The sequence below is a fragment of the Streptomyces sp. NPDC104831 genome, assembly GCF_055583025.1.
In genome coordinates, this window is sequence record NZ_JBVJOT010000080.1 from 1 (window position 1) to 18,870 (window position 18,870).

At 74.7% G+C, this 18,870-nt stretch carries 16 protein-coding genes; 7 read left to right on the forward strand and 9 right to left on the reverse strand.

Annotation, left to right across the window (positions count from 1 at the left end; translation table 11 throughout):
• Window positions 1-168: 168 nt before the first annotated feature.
• The 5 genes from ACZ63H_RS34835 to cobT form a co-directional block, all read right to left on the reverse strand.
• Complete coding sequence (locus ACZ63H_RS34835; RefSeq protein ID WP_469872052.1) at window positions 169-1,707, reverse strand: leucyl aminopeptidase; 1,539 nt, start codon at window positions 1,705-1,707, stop codon at window positions 169-171.
• Between the two features lie 251 nt (window positions 1,708-1,958).
• A complete protein-coding gene (locus ACZ63H_RS34840) occupies window positions 1,959-2,729 on the reverse strand; it encodes an adenosylcobinamide-GDP ribazoletransferase (RefSeq protein ID WP_469872054.1) in 771 nt (256 codons plus the stop codon).
• Between the two features lie 145 nt (window positions 2,730-2,874).
• A complete protein-coding gene (locus ACZ63H_RS34845) occupies window positions 2,875-3,600 on the reverse strand; it encodes a hypothetical protein (protein ID WP_469872056.1) in 726 nt (241 codons plus the stop codon).
• Between the two features lie 21 nt (window positions 3,601-3,621).
• Window positions 3,622-5,397 (reverse strand): phosphatidylglycerol lysyltransferase domain-containing protein, encoded by a 1,776-nt coding sequence (locus ACZ63H_RS34850; RefSeq protein WP_469872058.1) that lies wholly within the window; start codon window positions 5,395-5,397, stop codon window positions 3,622-3,624.
• A gap of 68 nt (window positions 5,398-5,465) precedes the next feature.
• A complete protein-coding gene (gene cobT, locus ACZ63H_RS34855) occupies window positions 5,466-6,572 on the reverse strand; it encodes a nicotinate-nucleotide--dimethylbenzimidazole phosphoribosyltransferase (protein ID WP_469872060.1) in 1,107 nt (368 codons plus the stop codon).
• Window positions 6,573-6,705: 133 nt separating this feature from the next.
• Between cobT and ACZ63H_RS34860 the strand changes: the two genes are divergently transcribed.
• A complete protein-coding gene (locus tag ACZ63H_RS34860) occupies window positions 6,706-7,689 on the forward strand; it encodes a class I SAM-dependent methyltransferase (protein WP_469872062.1) in 984 nt (327 codons plus the stop codon).
• 104 nt (window positions 7,690-7,793) lie between these two features.
• On the opposite strand, the gene ACZ63H_RS34865 is transcribed toward ACZ63H_RS34860, so the two are convergent.
• Window positions 7,794-8,996, reverse strand: a complete 1,203-nt coding sequence (locus ACZ63H_RS34865) for a bifunctional adenosylcobinamide kinase/adenosylcobinamide-phosphate guanylyltransferase (RefSeq protein WP_469872063.1) — start codon at window positions 8,994-8,996, stop codon at window positions 7,794-7,796.
• 79 nt (window positions 8,997-9,075) lie between these two features.
• Here ACZ63H_RS34865 and ACZ63H_RS34870 point away from each other — a divergent pair, with 79 nt between their 5' ends.
• Entirely contained in the window at window positions 9,076-9,285 is a 210-nt protein-coding gene (locus ACZ63H_RS34870; protein ID WP_469872065.1) for a hypothetical protein, read from the forward strand.
• Between the two features lie 40 nt (window positions 9,286-9,325).
• Here ACZ63H_RS34870 and ACZ63H_RS34875 read toward each other — a convergent pair whose 3' ends face one another.
• The 3 genes from ACZ63H_RS34875 to ACZ63H_RS34885 form a co-directional block, all read right to left on the reverse strand.
• Entirely contained in the window at window positions 9,326-10,402 is a 1,077-nt protein-coding gene (locus tag ACZ63H_RS34875) for a S1C family serine protease (RefSeq protein ID WP_469872067.1), read from the reverse strand.
• Window positions 10,403-10,458: 56 nt separating this feature from the next.
• Window positions 10,459-11,160, reverse strand: coding sequence for a class I SAM-dependent methyltransferase (locus ACZ63H_RS34880; protein WP_467940252.1), 702 nt, complete (start codon window positions 11,158-11,160; stop codon window positions 10,459-10,461).
• Window positions 11,161-11,243: 83 nt separating this feature from the next.
• The gene (locus ACZ63H_RS34885; protein WP_469872068.1) at window positions 11,244-11,870 is read right to left on the reverse strand and encodes a DUF3043 domain-containing protein; all 627 of its coding nucleotides are present in this window, start codon (window positions 11,868-11,870) and stop codon (window positions 11,244-11,246) included.
• Window positions 11,871-12,103: 233 nt separating this feature from the next.
• On the opposite strand from ACZ63H_RS34885, the gene ACZ63H_RS34890 reads away from it, so the two are divergent.
• The 5 genes from ACZ63H_RS34890 to ACZ63H_RS34910 all read left to right on the forward strand — a co-directional run bounded on the left by ACZ63H_RS34890 (window position 12,104) and on the right by ACZ63H_RS34910 (window position 18,832).
• Window positions 12,104-12,895, forward strand: coding sequence for a PspA/IM30 family protein (locus tag ACZ63H_RS34890; RefSeq protein WP_469872070.1), 792 nt, complete (start codon window positions 12,104-12,106; stop codon window positions 12,893-12,895).
• A 33-nt stretch (window positions 12,896-12,928) separates the two neighbouring features.
• The gene (gene pspAA, locus ACZ63H_RS34895; RefSeq protein WP_469872071.1) at window positions 12,929-13,207 is read left to right on the forward strand and encodes a PspA-associated protein PspAA; all 279 of its coding nucleotides are present in this window, start codon (window positions 12,929-12,931) and stop codon (window positions 13,205-13,207) included.
• 502 nt (window positions 13,208-13,709) lie between these two features.
• Window positions 13,710-14,924 carry a sensor histidine kinase gene (locus ACZ63H_RS34900; RefSeq protein WP_469872073.1) on the forward strand — a complete coding sequence of 405 codons (1,215 nt, stop codon included), beginning with the start codon at window positions 13,710-13,712 and terminating at the stop codon, window positions 14,922-14,924.
• Window positions 14,921-15,601: a response regulator gene (locus ACZ63H_RS34905; protein ID WP_469872075.1), complete on the forward strand. Its 681-nt coding sequence runs from the start codon at window positions 14,921-14,923 to the stop codon at window positions 15,599-15,601. The genes ACZ63H_RS34900 and ACZ63H_RS34905 overlap by 4 nt, the downstream gene beginning before the upstream one ends.
• Window positions 15,602-15,733: 132 nt before the next feature.
• Window positions 15,734-18,832, forward strand: a complete 3,099-nt coding sequence (locus ACZ63H_RS34910; RefSeq protein ID WP_469872076.1) for an efflux RND transporter permease subunit — start codon at window positions 15,734-15,736, stop codon at window positions 18,830-18,832.
• Window positions 18,833-18,870 lie beyond the last annotated feature (38 nt).

The window sequence follows — 18,870 nt, forward strand, 5'->3', positions numbered from 1 at the left end:
CAGGGGAGGGTCGGGAAGCTGGTGGCTTGAGGTTGTCCCCTTCCTTTCCCCCTTTCTCCCCCCCCCCCCCCCCCCCCCTCCCTCCCCCCCCCCCCCCCGCTCCCCCCCCCCCCCCCCCCCCCCCCCCCCCCCCCGGACGGCGGACCGGCCCCGGCTCTCAGGCGGGCATCAGCCCAGGTCACCCTCGGCCGTGAGCTCCGCCAGCCGGACCAGCGTCCGCACCGCGGAGCCCGTGCCGCCCTTGGGGGTGTACCCGAACGGCCCGCCCTCGTTGAACGCGGGTCCGGCGATGTCCAGGTGCGCCCAGGTGATGCCCTCGCCCACGAACTCGCGCAGGAACAGGCCGGCCACCAGCCCGCCGCCCCAGCGCTCGCCCATGTTCGCGATGTCGGCCACCTGCGAGTCCATGCCCTTGCGCAGGTGCTCCGGCAGCGGCATCGGCCAGGCCGGCTCGCCGACCTCCTCGGCCGCCTCGTGCACCGCGGAGCGGAACGCGTCGTCGTTGGCCATGATGCCGAACGTCCGGCTGCCCAGCGCCAGCATCATCGCGCCGGTCAGCGTGGCGACGTCGACGATCGCGTCCGGGTTCTCCTGCGAGGCCGCCCACAGCGCGTCGGCGAGCACCAGCCGGCCCTCGGCGTCGGTGTTGAGCACCTCGACCGTCTTGCCGCTGTACATGCGCAGCACGTCACCGGGGCGGACGGCGGAGCCGGACGGCATGTTCTCGGCCAGCGCCAGCCAGCCGGTGACGTCGACCTCCAGGCCGAGCCGGGCGGCGGCGACGACCGCGGCGAACACGGCGGCGGCGCCGCTCATGTCGCACTTCATCGTCTCGTTGTGCCCGGCCGGCTTCAGCGAGATGCCGCCCGAGTCGTAGGTGATGCCCTTGCCGACGAGGGCCAGGTGCTTGTCCGCCTTCGGGTGCTTGTACGACAGCTTGACCAGGCGCGGGGTGGCCGCCGAGCCGCCGCCGACGCCGAGGATGCCGCCGTAGCCGCCCTTGGCCAGGGCCTTGTCGTCGAGCACCTGCACCTTGATGCCGTGCTCCTTGGCCGCGGTCTGCGCGAGGGCGGCGAAGGCGGCGGGGGTGAGGTCGTTCGGCGGCATGTTGATCAGGTCGCGGGCGCGGTTCAGCTCCTCGCAGACCGCGACGGCGCGGGCGAGCGCGCCCTTGTGGGCGGCGTCGCGCGGCTTGCCGCCGAGCAGCGCGGCCTCGGCCAGCGGCGCCTTGCCGTTCTTGGCCCGGGCGTTCTTCGCCTCCTGGGCGCCGCCCTTGTAGACGTCGAAGGAGTAGGCGCCGAGCAGGACGCCCTCGCCGATGGCGCCGAGCGCGCCGGGGCCGTCGACGGGCAGCGCGAACGCGGCCTTCCTCGATCCGGTGAGCGCGCGGGCGGCCACACCGGCGGCCTTGCGCAGCGCCTCGGCGTCGTAGCCGGCGTCGTCGCCCGTGGGCTCGGCGCCCAGGCCCACCGCCACCAGGAGCGGGGCCTTGAAGCCGGCCGGTGCGGGCAGCTTCGTCAGCTCGCCCTCGGCACCCGAGGCGCCGAGGGTCTCCAGGACGCCGGCCAGCTTGCCGTCGTACGCCTTGTCCACGGCCTCGGCGCCCGGCGCGACGACGGGCCCCTGGGCGCCCTTGGCGACACCGATCACGATCGCGTCGGCCCGCAGGCCGGGCGCCGCGGCGGTGCTGAGAGTCAGAGCAGTCACGGTGGTGAGTTCTCGCTTCCGATGTGAAGTTGCAGTGGCCGAAATGGGTGGGTCGACCGGGCCCGACAGCCGACCCTAGGCCCAGGCCTGGGAACAGGTGGCAACCGGGGCCTTCACCCTGTCGGCGAACACCCGGGACGAGACTACGCGCGTGGGTGCGTTCGCTCATTCCTTCGGGTGTTCACCCGCGTGTGGCGCCGTGTCCACGGAGGGCTTGCCGGACGGCTCCGTGGAGGGCTCCGCGGCGGTGGCTAGCGGCCGAGCGCGAGCACGACGAGCACGGTCGTCGCGGTCGTCTCCGCGAGCGCGCCGAACACGTCCCCGGTCACTCCGCCGAACCGGCGCACGCACCGCCGCAGCAGCGCTTCGGCGGCCGCGAGACCGGCGGCCACCGCGAGGGCGGCGCGCACGGCGTCGTACCCGCCGAGGCAGGCGCCCGCCGCCCCGGCCGCCGCCGTCACCCCGGCCGCGACGGCCAGGGCGGCGCCCCCCGGCACCACCCCGGCCACCGCCGCCCCGAGTCCTTCCGGGCGGGCGGGCGGCACCCCGGCGCGGGCGGCCAGGGTGAGCGCGAGCCGGGCCGCGACCGCGGAGACCACGGCGGCGAGCGCGCCGCGCGCCCAGGAGCCGCCGTAGAGCTGGGCCAGCACCGCGACCTGGGCCAGCAGCACCAGGACGAGGGTGAGCACCCCGAACGGCCCGATGTCCGACTGCTTCATGATCCGCAGCGCGTCCTCGGCGGGCTTGCCGCTGCCCAGCCCGTCGGCGGTGTCCGCCAGCCCGTCCAGGTGCAGCCCGCGGGTCAGCGCGGCGGGTACGGCGACCGAGGCGACGGCGGCGAGCGGCGGACCGGCGCCCAGGCCTAGCAGCAGCAGCCCGAGCCCGGCCGCGGCGGCGCCGACGACCAGCCCGGCCGCCGGGGCGCACAGCATCCCGCCGCGCGCCGCCGCCCGGTCCCAGCGGCGCACCCGCACGGGCAGCACGGTGAGCGTCCCGAAGGCGAACCGCGGACCGTCGGACACGGAGGGCGGGGGAGGGGGCGGTGACGGGGACGACGAAGAGGACGAGGAGGACGAGGAGGACGTGACCACCGGCGCAGGGTACCGACGGCCCCGGGCCCCGGCGGACCCCGGGGGACGGGCGGGGATCAGGGTTGACGGACGGGGGTCACGGCCGGGCCGGCGGGGTGCCCGCCCCGGGTGCGGGCCAGGCGGCCGGCCGGCGAGGGGGACGGGAGCGGCCCTGGCGGTCCCGCAGGGCGGCCAGCAGGCACAGCAGCCCGACCGCGGTGAGCGCGGCCAGGTGCTCCTTGCCCGCCAGGTTCTCCTTCAGCAGCACCTCGGCCACCATCGCCAGGGTCACCGCGCCCGCCGTCGCGTAGGCGCCGTACCGCCAGCCGACGTACACCGCGAGCCCCACGACCGCCGCCGACGGGCCGGTGTCCACCACCTGCGCGTCGGTCCACGGCAGCCCGAACGGGGCGTGCGCGCCGAGGGTGACGCCGAGGCGCGCGTACAGGGTCCCGGCGAGCGTGGCGGCGTAGGCGACGGTCAGCGTCCGCCACCGGCCCAGGCACAGCTCGGCGATCCCGAACACCAGCAGGATCTGCGCCAGCGCCCCCCACACCGGCAGGTCCGGCGCGGGCACGAACAGCGACAGCGGGGTGCGCAGCAGGGCCGTCCACAGCGGGTCGTCGGCCCGCACGGCACCCAGGTTCCGCACGAGCGGACATCCCCACGGCTGGTTCTGCGCGTACTGGAGGAAGGCCGTCAGGCCCACCGCGGCCAGGGTCATCGGCGGCACCGGCAGCCGCCGTCCGCGCAGCGGGCCGCGCACGGCGGCGTACAGCGGGCCCCACTCGGCTCGGGCCCAGCGGGCGGGCGTTCCCTTCACGTGTCCCTCGTCCCCGTACGGTCATCGGTGGGTCCGCGGCTGCCCGCGGCGCGGCCACCGGGGTGGTCTCGGTGCCCCCAGGAACCCTTCCGCGCGGGCCGAGGCGAGGCCGATGCGCGGCAGGTCCGCGCTCTTCTCGAAGAGCAGGAAGCGCGGTTCCCAGACGGGCCGGTACTTGGCGTTGGCGCGGTACAGCGACTCGATCTGCCACCAGCGGGAGAAGAAGCCGAGCAGCGACCGCCACAGCCTCAGCACCGGTCCGGCGCCGAGGCGCGCGCCACGTTCGAAGACCGAGCGGAACATGGCGAAGTTGAGCGAGACCTGGGTGATCCCCATCTCGCGGGCGCGCCGCAGCAGCTCGATGACCATGAACTCCACCAGCCCGTTGCCGCAGTCCCGGTCCCGCCGCATCAGGTCCAGCGACAGCCCGTCGGGGCCCCACGGCACGAAGGACAGCAGCGCCCGCAGCCGCCCCTCGGCGTCCGTGCACTCCAGCATCACGCACCGGCCGTCCCGGGGGTCCCCGAGCCGGCCCAGCGCCATGCTGAAGCCGCGCTCGGTCGCGCCGTCCCGCCAGTCGTCGGCGCGCTCGACGAGGTACGCCATCTCGGGCGCCGGGATGTCCTCGTGGCGCCGGACGCGCACCCGGTACCCGGCCCGCCGCACCCGGTTGTACGCCTGCCGGACGGTGCGCATGGCCCGGCCCTCCAGCGTGAACCCGGCGACCTCCACGATCGCCTCGTCCCCGAGTTCCAGCGCGTCCAGGCCGTGCCGGGCGTAGACCGTCCCGGCCTCCTCGCCCGCGCCCATCACCGCCGGGATCCACCCGTGCGCCCGCGCCTCGGCCAGCCACGGCACGATCGCCCCCGGCCAGGCCTCCGGGTCCCCGAGCGGGTCCCCGGACGCGAGGCTCACCCCGCCGACGACGCGGTAGACGACGGCGGCCTTCCCGGTCGGCGACCACACCACGCTCTTCTCCCGGCGCAGCGCGAAGTAGCCGAGCGAGTCCCGTTCACCGTGCCGCTCCAGCAGCTCCCGCAGCCGTTTCTCGTCGTCCTCGGTGAGCGGGTCGACGGCTCGCCGGGAGCGGAAGGCGGCGTACAGGACGGCGAGCAGGAGCGCGGTGCTGAGCACGTTGACGGCCACGTTCACCCAGGTGGGCGGGTCGATGCCGGGGAAGCGGGACTCCTCGGCCGAGACCGACACCAGTCGCAGGGCGCCGTAGTACCAGCGTTCCGGGAACGTCGAACGGGCCGCCCCCGGCGCCTGGTCGGTGACCGTGACCAGCAGCCCGGCGAGCAGGCTCGCGGCCAGGCCGCCGCCGACGGCCACGGCCGCCGCCAGCCGGGGGTTGGACCGGTCGCCCGTGGCGTAGAACTCCCGGCGGCCGGTGAGCAGCGCGGCCACGAAGGCGGCGGTCAGCGCCAGGGACACCCAGTTCTGCGCGTACCGCCGGATCTCCGGGAAGGTCATGGCGAACGCGAGCAGGGCCAGGAAGAGCCCGCTCAGCACCAGGTTCAGGATCCACGCGGCCCGCTTGCGGCGGCGGGTGGTGACGGCCAGGAAGGCGGTGAAGACGCCGGAGGCGAAGCCGGCCGTCAGCAGGTACGGCGTGAAGAGGTCGTCCTGGTTGTGCCGGCGCACGTCCTGGCCGAGCGAGACCCACACCGCGCTGAGGAAGTTGACGAACGCGACGGTCCGCAGGTACCAGACGGCGAACGCGGCGGCCCGCCGGGACGCCCCGGCGGCCCACCGCACCCTCACTCGCCGCATCACGGCAATTCGGGCATCCTCCATAGCGGAAGATCATATGTGTGTGATCAGAGCAATCAGAGTAAATCGCACTTTTCATGCCATGCGCGGCATCAGTCCAGGGACTGTTCCTTCTCCTCCGGCTCCTTCTCCACCGGCCCCACCGGCTCCTCCGGCTCCTTCTCGGGAAGCTCCGCGGCCAGCGCGGCGGCGGCCCGGACCAGGGGCAGCGCCAGCAGGGCGCCCACGCCCTCGCCGACCCTCACCCCCTGCTCCAGCAACGGCTCCAGGGCCATCCGGTCCAGCGCTTTCGCCTGCCCCGGCTCCCCGCTGTCGTGCCCGGCCAGCCACCAGTCCGGCGCCCGGAAGGCGACCCGCTGGGCGACCATCGCGCACGCGGCGGCCACGACCCCGTCGAGGACCACCGGCAGCCTGCGCACCGCGCACTGCAACAGGAACCCGGTCATCGCCGCGAGGTCCGCGCCGCCCACGGCCGCCAGCAGCCGGAGCTGGTCCCCGAGCACCGGCCGGGCCCGCCGCAGCCCGTCCCGGATCGCCGCGCACTTGCGCATCCACGCCAGGTCGTCGATGGCGAGCCCGCCGCGCCCGGTCACCACGGACGCGTCGGTGCCGCACAGCGCGGCGATCAGCACCGCCGCCGGCGTCGTCCCGCCCACGCTGACGTCGCCGAGCACCACCAGGTCGGTCCCCGAGTCGGCCTCCTCGTCGGCGATGGCGACCCCGGCCCGCAGCGCGGCCTCGGCCTCCTCCAGGGTGAGCGCGTCCTCGATGTCGATCCGGCCGCTGCCGCGCCGCACCCGGTGCCGCACGACGTCCGGCGGGAAGGCGTCCGGCGGGCAGTCCACCGCCATGTCCACGACCCGCACCGGCACCTCCAGCCGGCGGGCGAGCACCGACACCGGGCTCGCGCCCTCCAGCACCGCCCGCACCAGCTGCTCCGCGCCGCCCGCGGGCCGCGCGGAGACGCCCAGTTCGGCGACGCCGTGGTCACCGGCGAAGAGCACCACCCGGGGTTGTCCGACCGGCCGTACCGGCACCTCGCCGCGCGCGGCGGCCAGCCACTCGCCCAGCTCGTCCAGGCGGCCCAGCGCCCCGGGCGGCACGATCCGGCGCTCCCGCAGGGCCTCGGCGTCACGGCGTACGCCCCCGTCCGGGCGCTCGATCAGATCGGTGAAGTCGTCCAGATTAAGGCTGCTCATTCGCCGAACAGTACCGCCCGCGCGCGAACGGTCCCGCGCCACATCGCCACCACACCACCACGATGTCTTTGCACCTCGGATCGGCATCCCATACGTTCCGCTTTGCCGCGGAATGTCGCACAGGGAGCCGCCCATGCCGACCTCGCCCCTCACCCCGCAGTTCACCACCCCGCACGACCCCTTCCAGGAACCCCGCCGCGAGGACTGCCCCTGGTGCGGCTCCCGGCGGCTGCGCACCCGGCTGCGCGCGCCCGACCCGCTGCGCCACCGGGCCGGCACGTTCGCCCTCGACGCCTGCGGGGACTGCGGCCACGCCTTCCAGAACCCCCGGCTGAGCGCGGAGGGACTCGCCTTCTTCCACCGGGACTTCTACGAGAGACAGCTGGAGGAGTTCGCCGGCCGGATCCTGTCCGCCCGCGCGGTGCGGCGCCGCCACCGGGCCGCCGCGTGGCGCCTGTCGGAGCTTGGCGAGCCGGAGAGCTGGCTGGACGTCGGCACGGGGCACGCCCGCTTCCCCGAGGCGGCGAAGGAGTTCTTCCCGTACACCAGCTTCGACGGCCTCGACCCCACCGCCCGGGTCGAACAGGCGCTGCTGGAGGGCCGCGTGGAGGAGGCGCACCGGGGCTATCTGACGACCCCCCGGATGGCGGCCCGGCTGCGCGCCCGCTACGACGTGGTCACGATGTTCCACCATCTGCAACACGCCCCCGACCCGCGCGCCGAACTCCGCGCCGCGCTGACCGTGCTGCGGCCCGGCGGCCACCTGGTCGTGGAGGTACCGGACCCCGCCTGCCTCTTCGCGGCGCTGCTGGGCCGGTGGTGGCTCCCCTACGGGCAGCCGCGCCACCTGCACCTGGTGCCGCGGGCCAACCTGTGCGCGGAACTGGCCGGACTGGGCTGCGCCCTCCTCGTCGTGGACCGCGGGGCCGCGCACGTCCCCCACGACCTCTCGGCGGCCGTCGCGCTGTCCCTGCTCCACGCCCACCCGGCGCTCCGCCTGGCCGCCACGCCGGCGCGGGCGCTGGCCTCGGCCCTGGACCGCGGGGGCGCTCCGCTGTTCCGGCGGACCCGGTTCTCCAACGGCTACCGGGTGGTGGCGCGCAAGGGCACGGGGTAGTGCCCGGCCGCCGTCGCCCGCGAACGCGCGGGGGCCGCGCGCGCCCCGCGGCAAAGCCGCACGGGGACGGAGCCCCCGCACCCCTTGCGGGGCTGCCCGCCCGCTCAGCCCCGCAGCACCAGCGCCTGACCCGCCACCACCAGCACCACCTGCTCGCACTCGTTCGCGAACGCCGCGTTCAGGCGGCCCAGTTCGTCGCGGTAGCGGCGGCCGGAGGCGGTCGCGGGGACGATGCCCGAGCCGACCTCGTTGGAGACCGCGACCACGGTGCGCCGGGTGGAGCGCACGGCGTCGGTCAGTTCCCGCACCCGCTCCCGCAGCGACTTCTCGCCCCCGCCCGCCCACTCCGCGTCGTCCCAGGCCCCCACGGCATCCATCGCGTCCGCCAGCCACAGCGACAGGCAGTCGACCAGCACCGGCGGCCCGTCCTGCGCGAGCAGCGGCACCAGGTCGGTCGTCTCCGCCGTGCGCCACGACCCCGGCCGCCGCTCCCGGTGCGCGGCCACCCGCGCCGCCCACTCGGTGTCCCCGCCCCGCGTGCCGCCCGTCGCCACGTACAGCACGCCCGGGAACGCCTCCAGCCGCCGCTCGGCCTCCACCGACTTGCCCGAACGGGCCCCGCCCAGCACCAGCGTGCGGCGCGGCACGTCCGGCACCTCCTCGTACGCCCCGACCACCAGCGTCGTGCCGTCCGGCACCGTCCGCGCCCCGGCCGCCGCGAGCCGGCGCCGCAACTCCGCGCCGCCGGGCACGTCGTGGCCGAGGTGGACGGCGACGACGTCCGTCGTGGGGCCCGCCGAGCCGACCGCCCGGAGCCGGGCGAGCGCGTCCGGCCGGTTCACGACGTCCGCGAGCACCATGTCGTAGGACTGCGCGCCGCTCTGCTCCAGGCCGGCCGGCGCCCCGCCCGGCGGCAGGTACAGCAGCCGCTGCCCGTCCGGTCCGGTCACCGCGTACCCGGTGCCGCCCGCGTCCATCGCCACCGCCCGCACCCGATGGCCCGTCAGCAGCGCCAACTCCCGTCCGTCCGGCACCCGGCCGGGCTGCGGCAGCCCGGCCGGCACCTCCACCGCCGGGCCGTCGTGCGGGTGCGACAGCAGCACCTGCCGTACCCCGCCCAGCGAATGCCCGGCGCGCGCGGCCGCGAACGCCGCGCCCGGTGTGAGGTCGAGCAGCAGCGAGCCGTCCACGAGCACCGCGGTCGCGGCCCGCGCGTCCGGCCCGAGCGCGGTCGCGCAGACGGCGCAGGAGCAGTCGGGGCGAGGCAGTCCCGCGGGGGCGCCGGTACCGAGCAGAGTGATGTCCACGGACCGATTTTCGCCTGTCCCGGTGGGTCTTGCGCTTCCGGCTAGGCTGCCAGCAGGTGTTGGATCAAAGGAGGCCTGTATGACGGCATGGACGTGGCGGTTCGAGAAGGCCGACGGGACGGAGGTCCAGCCCGCCGTCCGGCCCGAGGAGTTCACCACGCAGGGCGATGCCGAGTCCTGGATCGGCGAGAACTGGAAGGCGTTGCAGGAGGGCGGGGCCGACCAGGTGCGGCTGTTCGAGGAGGGCACCGAGATCTACGGGCCGATGAGCCTGCACGCCGACGCCTGACCGGACCGGCGCCCGCGGTGGGGAGGGGGGACTCCTCTCCTCACTGCTCGCCCAGCGTCACCTGGACCGTGTGCTCGTCGCCGTCGCGGAGGAAGGTCACCGATGTCCGCCGGCCCGGCTGCGCCGCGGCGAGGGCCTCGGCGAGCGAGGTGAGGTCGGTGATCCGCCGGCCGCCCAGCCCGGTGATGATGTCACCCGGCCGGAGGCCCGCCTTGTCGGCCGCGCCGCCCGCGGGGGCCATGACCACCGCCACCCCGACCGGCCGGTAGCGGTCGTCCAGGACGGTCCGCGCGGTGATGTCGAGGGCCGCCCGCCCGGAGTCGACGACCTTGCCCTCCTTGACGATCTGGTCGGCGACCGTCTTCACCATCGACGCCGGGATGGCGAACCCGATGCCCGGCGCCGCGCCGCCGCCGAGGCTCTGGTCGACCGCCGCCAGCGTCGGGATGCCGATCACCCGCCCCTCCAGGTCGACCAGCGCGCCGCCGCTGTTGCCCGGGTTGATCGCGGCCGAGGTCTGCACCATGTTCGCGATGGTCGCGCCCGTGCCGCCGCCCGAGTCGCCCTCGCTGACGGTCCGCCCGGTCGCCGAGACGATGCCCTGGGTCACGCTGGACGACAGCCCCAGCGGCGACCCCATGGCCAGCACGATCTGGCCCACCGCCACCTTCCCGGAGTCCCCGAACACCGCCGGTCTCAGCCCGTCCGGCATCCGGTCCAGCCGGATCACGGCGAGGTCCTGCTCGGGATAGGAGTAGACCAGGCGCGCGGTGAGCGGCTCCTCGTTGTTGGCCGTGGTCACCTGGAACGTCTTCTCCGTGCCGACGACGTGCGCGTTGGTGACGATGTGCCCGTTGCCGTCGTACACCACCCCGGAGCCCAGGTCCCGGCTCGCCTGGATCTGCACGACCGACGGCAGCACCTCCTTGATGACCCGCAGGTACTGGCTCTGCAGATCGCCCGCCGCCATGGGCACGGCCGCCCCGGTGGCCGCCGGGACGTCCCGGCCGGCCGGGACCGCGGGGGTGGTGCAGCCGGCGGCGAGGGCCGCGCAGCACAGAAGGGCGGCGGCGCGGGCGGCCGTACGGACCCGCGCGCGGATACGGGAAGCGTCCATGCCCCGAGTCTCACCGCACGGTGACCGGCCGTCCCGCGCGGTTGCCCCGAACGGGCTCAGCCCCGTACCCCGCACAGATGCAGCAGCGCCGCCACCCCGCGATAGGGGTCCGTGCGCCCGGCCCGCTCCTCGACCTCCAGCAGCGTCGGCAGGTCCTGGGGGAGCGCCGCGTTCTGCGCCGCCGTGTCCGTGAAGACCCGCACGCCGTACCAGGCCTGCAGCGGGGCGGCGATCCCGGCGAGCGTGGCGGTCAGGGCGGACAGCCGGTCGGCGCGCACGTCCAGGCCCAGGCGGTTGCGGTAGGTGGTGGTGTCGAAGGCGGCCAGGGCGTCCGCCCAGTCGCCGCCGAGGCCCGGCCGCATGGCGAGGGCGTCGCCGTTGCGGACCAGGAGGGAGAGGAGGCCGCCCGGGGCCAGCATCCGGGCCAGGCCCGCCACCAGCGGGTCGGGGTCCTCCACGTACATCAGTACGGCGTGGCAGAGCACCACGTCGAAGCCGCCCGGCAGGAAGTGCACCCCGGTGTCCCGGCCGTCGCCCTGCACCAGCCGCACCCGCTGCCGGATGCCCTCCGGCTCCCGGGCCAGGGCCGCGCGGGCGGCGGCGATCATCCTGGGGTCCCGTTCGACCCCGGTCACCTCGTGGCCGAGCCGGGCCAGCCGCAGCGCCTGCGCGCCCTGGCCCATCCCCACGTCGAGCACCCGCAGCCGCCGCCCGACCGGGAACCGCCCGGCTATCTGCTCGTCCAGCTGCCGGGTCACCAGCTCCTGGGACACGAGGTCGCGCAGCCCGCCCAGCTCGTGCGGCCGGGCCGGGGAGGCGCCCCCGGTGAACGCGTCGGCGTTCAGGGCCGCTCTCCGCGCTTGACCCGGGGCTTGGGCAGACGGAGCCGGCGCATCTGGAGGGACCGCATCAGCGCGTAGGCGACCGCGCCACGGGTGTTCTCGTCCGGGAAGCGCTCGGCGAGCCGCTTCTTCAGACGGAAGCCGCTGAAGGCCGCGTCCAGCACGATCAGCACGATCACGATCAGCCACAGCAGCAGCGCGATGCTCTGGATCGCGCCGACCCGGACCACGCTCAGCACCAGGATGACCACGGCGAGCGGCAGGAAGAACTCCGCCACGTTGAACCGCGAGTCGACCCAGTCCCGGGCGAACCGGCGGACCGGGCCCTTGTCCCGGGCGGGCAGATAGCGCTCGTCCCCGTTGGCGAGCGCCTGGCGCTGCCGTTCCAGGGCCTGCCGCCGCTCCTCGCGCTGGCGCTTGGCGGCCTCCTTGCGGTTCGTCGGCGTATGGGCGACGCTGCGGCGCTGGGTACGGGCCTCACTGCGCTTGGGCGTGGGCCTGCCCTTGGGGGCCTGCGGGTCACGGGGCTGCTTGGAGTCGGTCACCGCCGCCTTGGTGGCGGGGGCCTTCTCTTCCTTGGCACGGCTACGGAACACAAATCCCAAGGGTAAGGGCTGCACCGGCATGGACCCCAGCCCGGTGGGGAACGATCCGGCAACGCCGGACGTCCGAAGGGGACAGGGGGGACGTGGGGGTGGGATCACCTACTCCTTGCGCCGGAGCGGAGCGGTCCGCAGTCGTCCTCGGGGATGAGCGCATCACCCGGCGAACAGTGCGGTAATGGAGACAGGGCCCGTACTGTGGGTCTTGTCGCAGGATCGGTGAGCTGGAGTCCGTCAGAAGGGGGCGCGCGAAGCCCATGAGCGGTGTCATGAAGCGTATGGGGATGCTCTTCCGCGCGAAGGCGAACAAGGCCCTGGACCGGGCCGAGGATCCGCGCGAGACCCTCGATTACTCCTACCAGAAGCAGCTGGAGCTGCTGCAGAAGGTGCGGCGCGGCGTCGCCGACGTGGCGACCAGCCGCAAGCGCCTGGAACTCCAGCTGAACCAGCTCCAGCAGCAGTCCGCCAAGCTGGAGGACCAGGGCCGCAAGGCGCTCGCGCTCGGCCGGGAGGACCTGGCCCGCGAGGCGCTGTCCCGCAAGGCCGCGCTCCAGCAGCAGGTCGGCGATCTGGAGTCGCAGCACGCCACCCTCCAGGGCGAGGAGGAGAAGCTCACCCTCGCGGCCCAGCGCCTCCAGGCCAAGGTGGACGCCTTCCGCACCCGGAAGGAGACCATCAAGGCCACCTACACCGCCGCCCAGGCCCAGACCCGCATCGGCGAGGCGTTCTCCGGCATCTCCGAGGAGATGGGCGACGTCGGCCTCGCCATCCAGCGCGCCGAGGACAAGACCGCCCAGATGCAGGCCCGGGCCGGCGCCATCGACGAGCTGCTCGCCTCCGGTGCCCTGGACGACCCCTCCGGCATGCACAAGGACGACATCCAGGCCGAGCTGGACCGGCTCTCCGGTGGTACGGATGTAGAGCTGGAACTGCAGCGCATGAAGGCCGAGCTGGCCGGGGGCTCCCCGCAGCAGGCCATCGAGGGCGGCACCGGTCAGGGGCAGTCCCAGCAGCAGCCGCAGGACACCCCGCGCTTCGACAAGCAGTAGCCGGGCGCCGGGGCCCGAGCCGAGGAGGCCGACGTGATCGTACGGATCATGGGGGAGGGCCAGGTGAGGGTGGACGACGCCCACCTCGCCGAGCTGAACGGGCTGGACGACGAGCTGCTCGCCGAGATGGAGGGCGGCGACGAGGAGGGCTTCCGCCGCACGCTCGTCGCGCTGCTGGACGCCGTCCGCCGGTCCGGAACCCCGCTGCCGGACGCCGCGCTGGAACCGTCGGACCTGATCCTGCCGTCGGACGACGCCACCCTGGAGGAGGTCCGCGCCCTGCTGGGCGACGACGGCCTCATCCCGGGCTGACCCCGGTCGGCTCACGGCGCACCACGTGGTGCGCGACTTCCGCCGCTCCGGACGGGCGAGGTCCCTCGCCCGGGTGCCGTCGCCGTGGAGACCGGCGGACCCGCCGTCCGTGACCGGCTGCACCCTCACCCGCCGGTACCCCGGCGCCCCGTCCCGGGAGTACCGGGCGGCGAGGGGACGTTGCCGCCCTCGGCGGCCCACGACCCGGCGAGGACCAGGCGCCGGCCCCTTCGCCGCGGCGCGGATCCCGGACCGCCAGCCCGCCGAAGTCCACCGGGACCGTGCCGTCCCGCCGGCGGCCGGACCGGTGCGGCCCGTCCCGGAGCCGGCCCGGACCACACGGCTCCCACCGTTCCCACGCGGCTCGGCGGTCGTGTGCGGCCTCGGACCGCAGAAGGCGCGGGACACCAGAACGGCCGTCGCCCGGTGATCACCCGAACGGGGGACCCAGGGGTTTCCGGCCCGGGGCCGCGGCGCCGGAAGCGCGCCGTACTGTTCCTGCGTGAGCACTCTCGAACGCGCCCGGTGCGGCCTGCGGGCCCACCCCCTCGCCCTGGACGCCGCCCTGGCCGCGGGCGTCCTGGTGTGCATGGTCGCCGGCTCCTTCGCGGTGCCGCGCGACGGGCACGTGACCTGGGGCGTGCACACCCCGGACACCCTGAGCCTGGTCCTCATGCTGATCGGAGCCGTGGCGCTGGTCCCGCGCCGCCGCCGGCCGCGCGCCGTCCTCGCCGTCACCGGCACGGTCTCCCTGGTCGAGCTGGTCACCGGCGACCCGCGCGCCCCGGTCGCGATGTCCGCCGTCGTCGCCCTGTACACGGTCGCCGCGACCACCGACCGCCCCACCACCTGGCGCCTCGGACTGCTCACCACGACCGTGCTGACGGGCGCCGCCATGCTCGCCGGCCCGCTGCCCTGGTACGCGCAGGAGAACCTGGGCGTGCTCGCCTGGACCGGCATCGGCGCCACCGCCGGGGACGCCGTGCGCAGCCGCCGCGCCGTCGTGCAGGCCATCCGGGACCGCGCCGAACGCGCCGAACGCACCCGGGAGGAGGAGGCCCGGCGCCGGGTCGCCGAGGAACGGCTGCGCATCGCCCGCGACCTGCACGACGTCGTCGCCCACCACATCGCCCTGGTGAACGTGCAGGCCGGGGTCGCCGCCCACGTCATGGACAAGCGGCCCGACCAGGCCAAGGAGGCCCTGGCGCACGTCCGCGAGGCCGGCCGCAGCGCGCTGAACGAACTGCGCGCCACCGTCGGACTGCTGCGCCAGTCCGACGACCCCGAGGCCCCCACCGAGCCCGCCCCCGGCCTCGGCCGACTGGCGGAGCTGGCGGCCACCTTCCGCAGCGCCGGCCTGCCGGTGGAGGTGGCCTGCGCCGACCGGCCCGGCGAGCTGCCCGCCGCCGTCGACCTGGCCGCCTACCGGATCGTGCAGGAGGCGCTGACCAACGTGCGCAAGCACGCGGGCCCCGCGGCCCGGGCCGAGGTGAGCGTCGTACGCGTCGGACCCCACCTGGAGGTCACCGTGCTGGACGACGGCGCGGGCGCCCCCGGCACGCCCGGCGACGGCGGCGGGCACGGGCTGCTCGGCATGCGCGAGCGCGTCACCGCCCTCGGCGGCACCCTGAGCACCGGACCCCGCTACGGCGGCGGCTTCCGCGTCCATGCGATCCTTCCGGTCCGGCCGACGACCGCCCAGGGGGAGCCCGTATGACCATCCGTGTCCTGCTCGCCGACGACCAGGCACTGCTGCGCAGCGCGTTCCGGGTGCTGGTCGACTCCGAGCCCGGCATGGAGGTGGTGGGGGAGGCCGCCGACGGCGCGGAGGCGGTCCGGCTGGCCCGCGAGCACGTCCCCGACGTGGTCCTGATGGACATCCGGATGCCCGGCACCGACGGCCTCGCCGCCACCCGGGAGATCGGCGCCGATCCGTCCCTGGCCCACGTCCGCGTGGTCATCCTGACCACCTTCGAGGTGGACGACTACGTGGTCCAGGCGCTGCGCGCCGGCGCGTCCGGCTTCCTCGGCAAGGGCAGCGAGCCGGAGGAACTGCTGACCGCCATCCGGGTCGCGGCCGGCGGGGAGGCCCTGCTCTCCCCGGCCGCCACCAAGGGCCTGATCGCCCGCTTCCTGGCCCAGGGCGACACGGGCCCCGGCCCCGACCCGGCCCGCGCCGAGCGGCTCGCCACCCTCACCGGACGGGAGCGGGAAGTCCTCGTCCAGGTCGCCGGCGGCCACTCCAACGACGAGATCGCCGAGCGCCTGGCGGTCAGCCCGCTGACGGTGAAGACGCACGTCAACCGGGCCATGGCCAAGCTGGGCGCGCGGGACCGGGCGCAGCTCGTCGTCATCGCGTACGAGTCGGGGCTGGTACGCCCGAGGATGGACTGATCTCCACCCGGGTGTACTGCGCGCGGAGTAGGGGCCCGGCGGGGAACGGGACCTGGGGCCTACTGAACGGCCGTCCGGGATGGCCCAGGGTGGTGGAGACTGCTGCCGCTCCCGGATGAGAGAACCTGATCCATGTCCTGGCTGTCCCGCTTCAGCCTCGCGCAACGGGCCCTCGTCGGGCTCGTGTCGCTCGTCGCGCTCGCCTTCGGGCTGATCGCGATACCCCAGATCAAACAGCAACTGCTGCCCACCATAGAACTGCCCATGGTGTCGGTGATCGCGCCGTACCAGGGCGCCTCGCCCGACGTGGTCGAGAAACAGGTCGTCGAGCCCATCGAGGACAACCTCCAGGGCGTCGACGGCGTCACCGGCGTCACCTCCACCGCGAGCGAGGGCAACGCCGTGATCATGGCGTCCTTCGACTACGGCAACGACACCGAGCGGATCGTCGGCGACGTCCAGCAGGCCGTGAACCGGGCCCGCAACCAGCTCCCGGACGATGTCGACCCCCAGGTCGTCTCCGGGTCCACCGACGACATGCCGACCGTGGTCCTCGCCGTCACCTCCGACAAGGACCAGCAGGCGCTCGCCGACCAGCTCGACACCACGGTCGTACCGGCCCTGAAGGACATCGACGGCGTCGGCCGCGTGCAGATCACGGGCGTCCGCGACCGCCAGGTCACCGTCACGCCCGACGACGCGAAGCTCGCCCGCGCCGGTCTCACCGCCGCCGACCTCGGCCGGGCCCTGACGGCGGGCGGCGCGACCGTCCCGGCCGGCTCCTTCGACGAGGACGGCGCCAACCGCACCGTCCAGGTCGGCGGCGGCTTCACCTCGCTGGCGCAGATCAGGGACCTGATGGTCACCGGCGAGGGCGCGAGGCCCGTCCGGCTCGGGAACCTGGCCACCGTCAGGGAGCGGCCGGCCCCGGCCGACTCCCTCACCCGCACCAACGGCCGGCCGAGCCTCGCCGTCAGCGTCACGATGGACCACGACGGCAGCGCGGTCTCCATCTCCGACGCGGTCGAGGACAAGCTGCCCGGCCTGCGCGCGGACCTCGGCTCCGGCGCGCGGCTCACGGTCGTCAGCGACCAGGGCCCGGCCGTGTCCAAGTCCATCAAGGGCCTGACCACGGAGGGCGCGCTCGGTCTGCTCTTCGCGGTCCTGGTGATCCTGGTCTTCCTGGCGTCGGTCCGCTCGACCCTGGTCACCGCGGTCTCCATCCCGCTGTCCGTGGTCCTCGCCCTGCTCGTGCTGTGGACGCGCGGCCTGTCGCTGAACATGCTCACCCTCGGCGCGCTGACCATCGCCGTCGGCCGGGTCGTCGACGACTCGATCGTGGTCCTGGAGAACATCAAGCGGCACCTCGGCTACGGCGAGGAGCGCAAGGAGGCCATCCTCGCCGCGGTGCGCGAGGTGGCCGGCGCGGTCACCTCCTCCACCCTCACCACGGTCGCCGTGTTCCTGCCGATCGGCCTGGTCGGCGGCATGGTGGGCGCCCTGTTCGGCTCCTTCAGCATCACCGTGACGGCGGCCCTGCTGGCCTCCCTGCTGGTGTCGCTGACGGTCGTGCCGGTGCTGTCGTACTGGTTCCTGCGCGCCCCCAAGGGCACCCCCGACGACGCGGCCGAGGCCCGCCGCAAGGCGGAGGAGAAGGAGGCGAACAGCCGCCTCCAGCGCGCCTACGTCCCCGTGCTGCGGTTCGCCACCCGGCGCCGGCTGACCAGCGTGCTCATCGCGATCGTCGTCCTGGTCGTCACCTTCGGCATGTCCGGCCTGCTGAAGACGAACTTCTTCGACCAGGGCGAGCAGGAGGTCCTCACGATCAAGCAGAAGCTGAAGCCCGGCACCAGCCTCGCGGCCACCGACGCCGAGGCCCGGCGGGTGGAGAAGCTGCTCGCCTCCACCGAGGGGGTGAAGGACTACCAGGTCACCGTCGGCTCCTCCGGCTTCATGGCGGCCTTCGGCGGCGGCACCGACACCAACCAGGCGTCGTACCAGGTGATGCTGGAGGACTCCGCGTCCTACGACGAGGTGCAGCGGCACCTGGAGGACGGGCTGAGGAAGCTCGACGGCATCGGCACGACCACCGTGTCGGCCGGTGACGGCTTCGGCAGCCAGGACCTGAGCGTGGTGGTCAAGGCGTCCGACCCGAAGGCGCTGCGGGCGGCGGCGGAGCGGGTCCGCGCCACGGTCGCCGGCCTCGACGACGTCACCGACGTCACCAGCGACCTGGCGCAGAGCGTGCCGCGGATCTCGGTGAAGGCCAACGCCAAGGCGGCGGCGGCCGGGTTCGACGACCAGAAGCTCGGCGCCGCGGTGGCGCAGGCGGTGCGCGGGACGACGGTCGGCAAGGCGGTCCTGGACGACACCGAGCGGGACGTCGTCGTGCGGTCGGCCAAGCCCGCGACCACGCTGGCCGAGCTGCGGAACCTGCGTCTCGGGCCGGTGCGGCTCGGCGACATCGCCACGGTGGAGCCGGTGGACGGACCGGTGTCCATGACGCGCATCGACGGGCAGCGCGCGGCCACCGTCACCGCCCGGCCGACCGGGGACAACACGGGCGCGATCAGCGGCAGGCTCCAGTCGAAGATCAAGGCGCTGAAGCTCCCGGCGGGCGCCACGGCCGAGATCGGCGGCGTCTCCTCCGACCAGGACGACGCGTTCAAGAACCTGGGCCTGGCCATGCTCGCGGCCATCGCGATCGTGTTCATGCTGCTGGTCGCGACGTTCCGCTCGCTCGCCCAGCCGCTGATCCTGCTGGTCTCCATCCCCTTCGCGGCGACGGGCGCGATCGGCCTGCTGGTGGCCACCGGCACCCCGATGGGCGTGCCCGCGATGATCGGCATGCTGATGCTGATCGGCATCGTGGTGACCAACGCGATCGTGCTGATCGACCTGATCAACCAGTACCGGGCCCAGGGCCACGGCGTGGTGGAGGCCGTGGTCGAGGGCGGCCGGCACCGGCTCCGCCCGATCCTGATGACGGCGCTGGCGACCATCTTCGCCCTGCTCCCGATGGCCCTGGGCGTCACCGGCGAGGGCGGTTTCATCGCCCAGCCGCTCGCCGTGGTCGTCATCGGCGGCCTGATCACCTCCACCCTGCTGACGCTGCTGCTGGTACCGACGCTCTACGCGATGCTGGAGCTGCGCAAGGAGCGCCGGGCGGCGAAGCGGGCGGCGAAGCGGGAACCGAGCACCGAGCAGGCGCCGGAGCCGGCCGGAGTGTGACGGCAGCGCGAAGGGCCGGGTCCCGCACGGGAACCCGG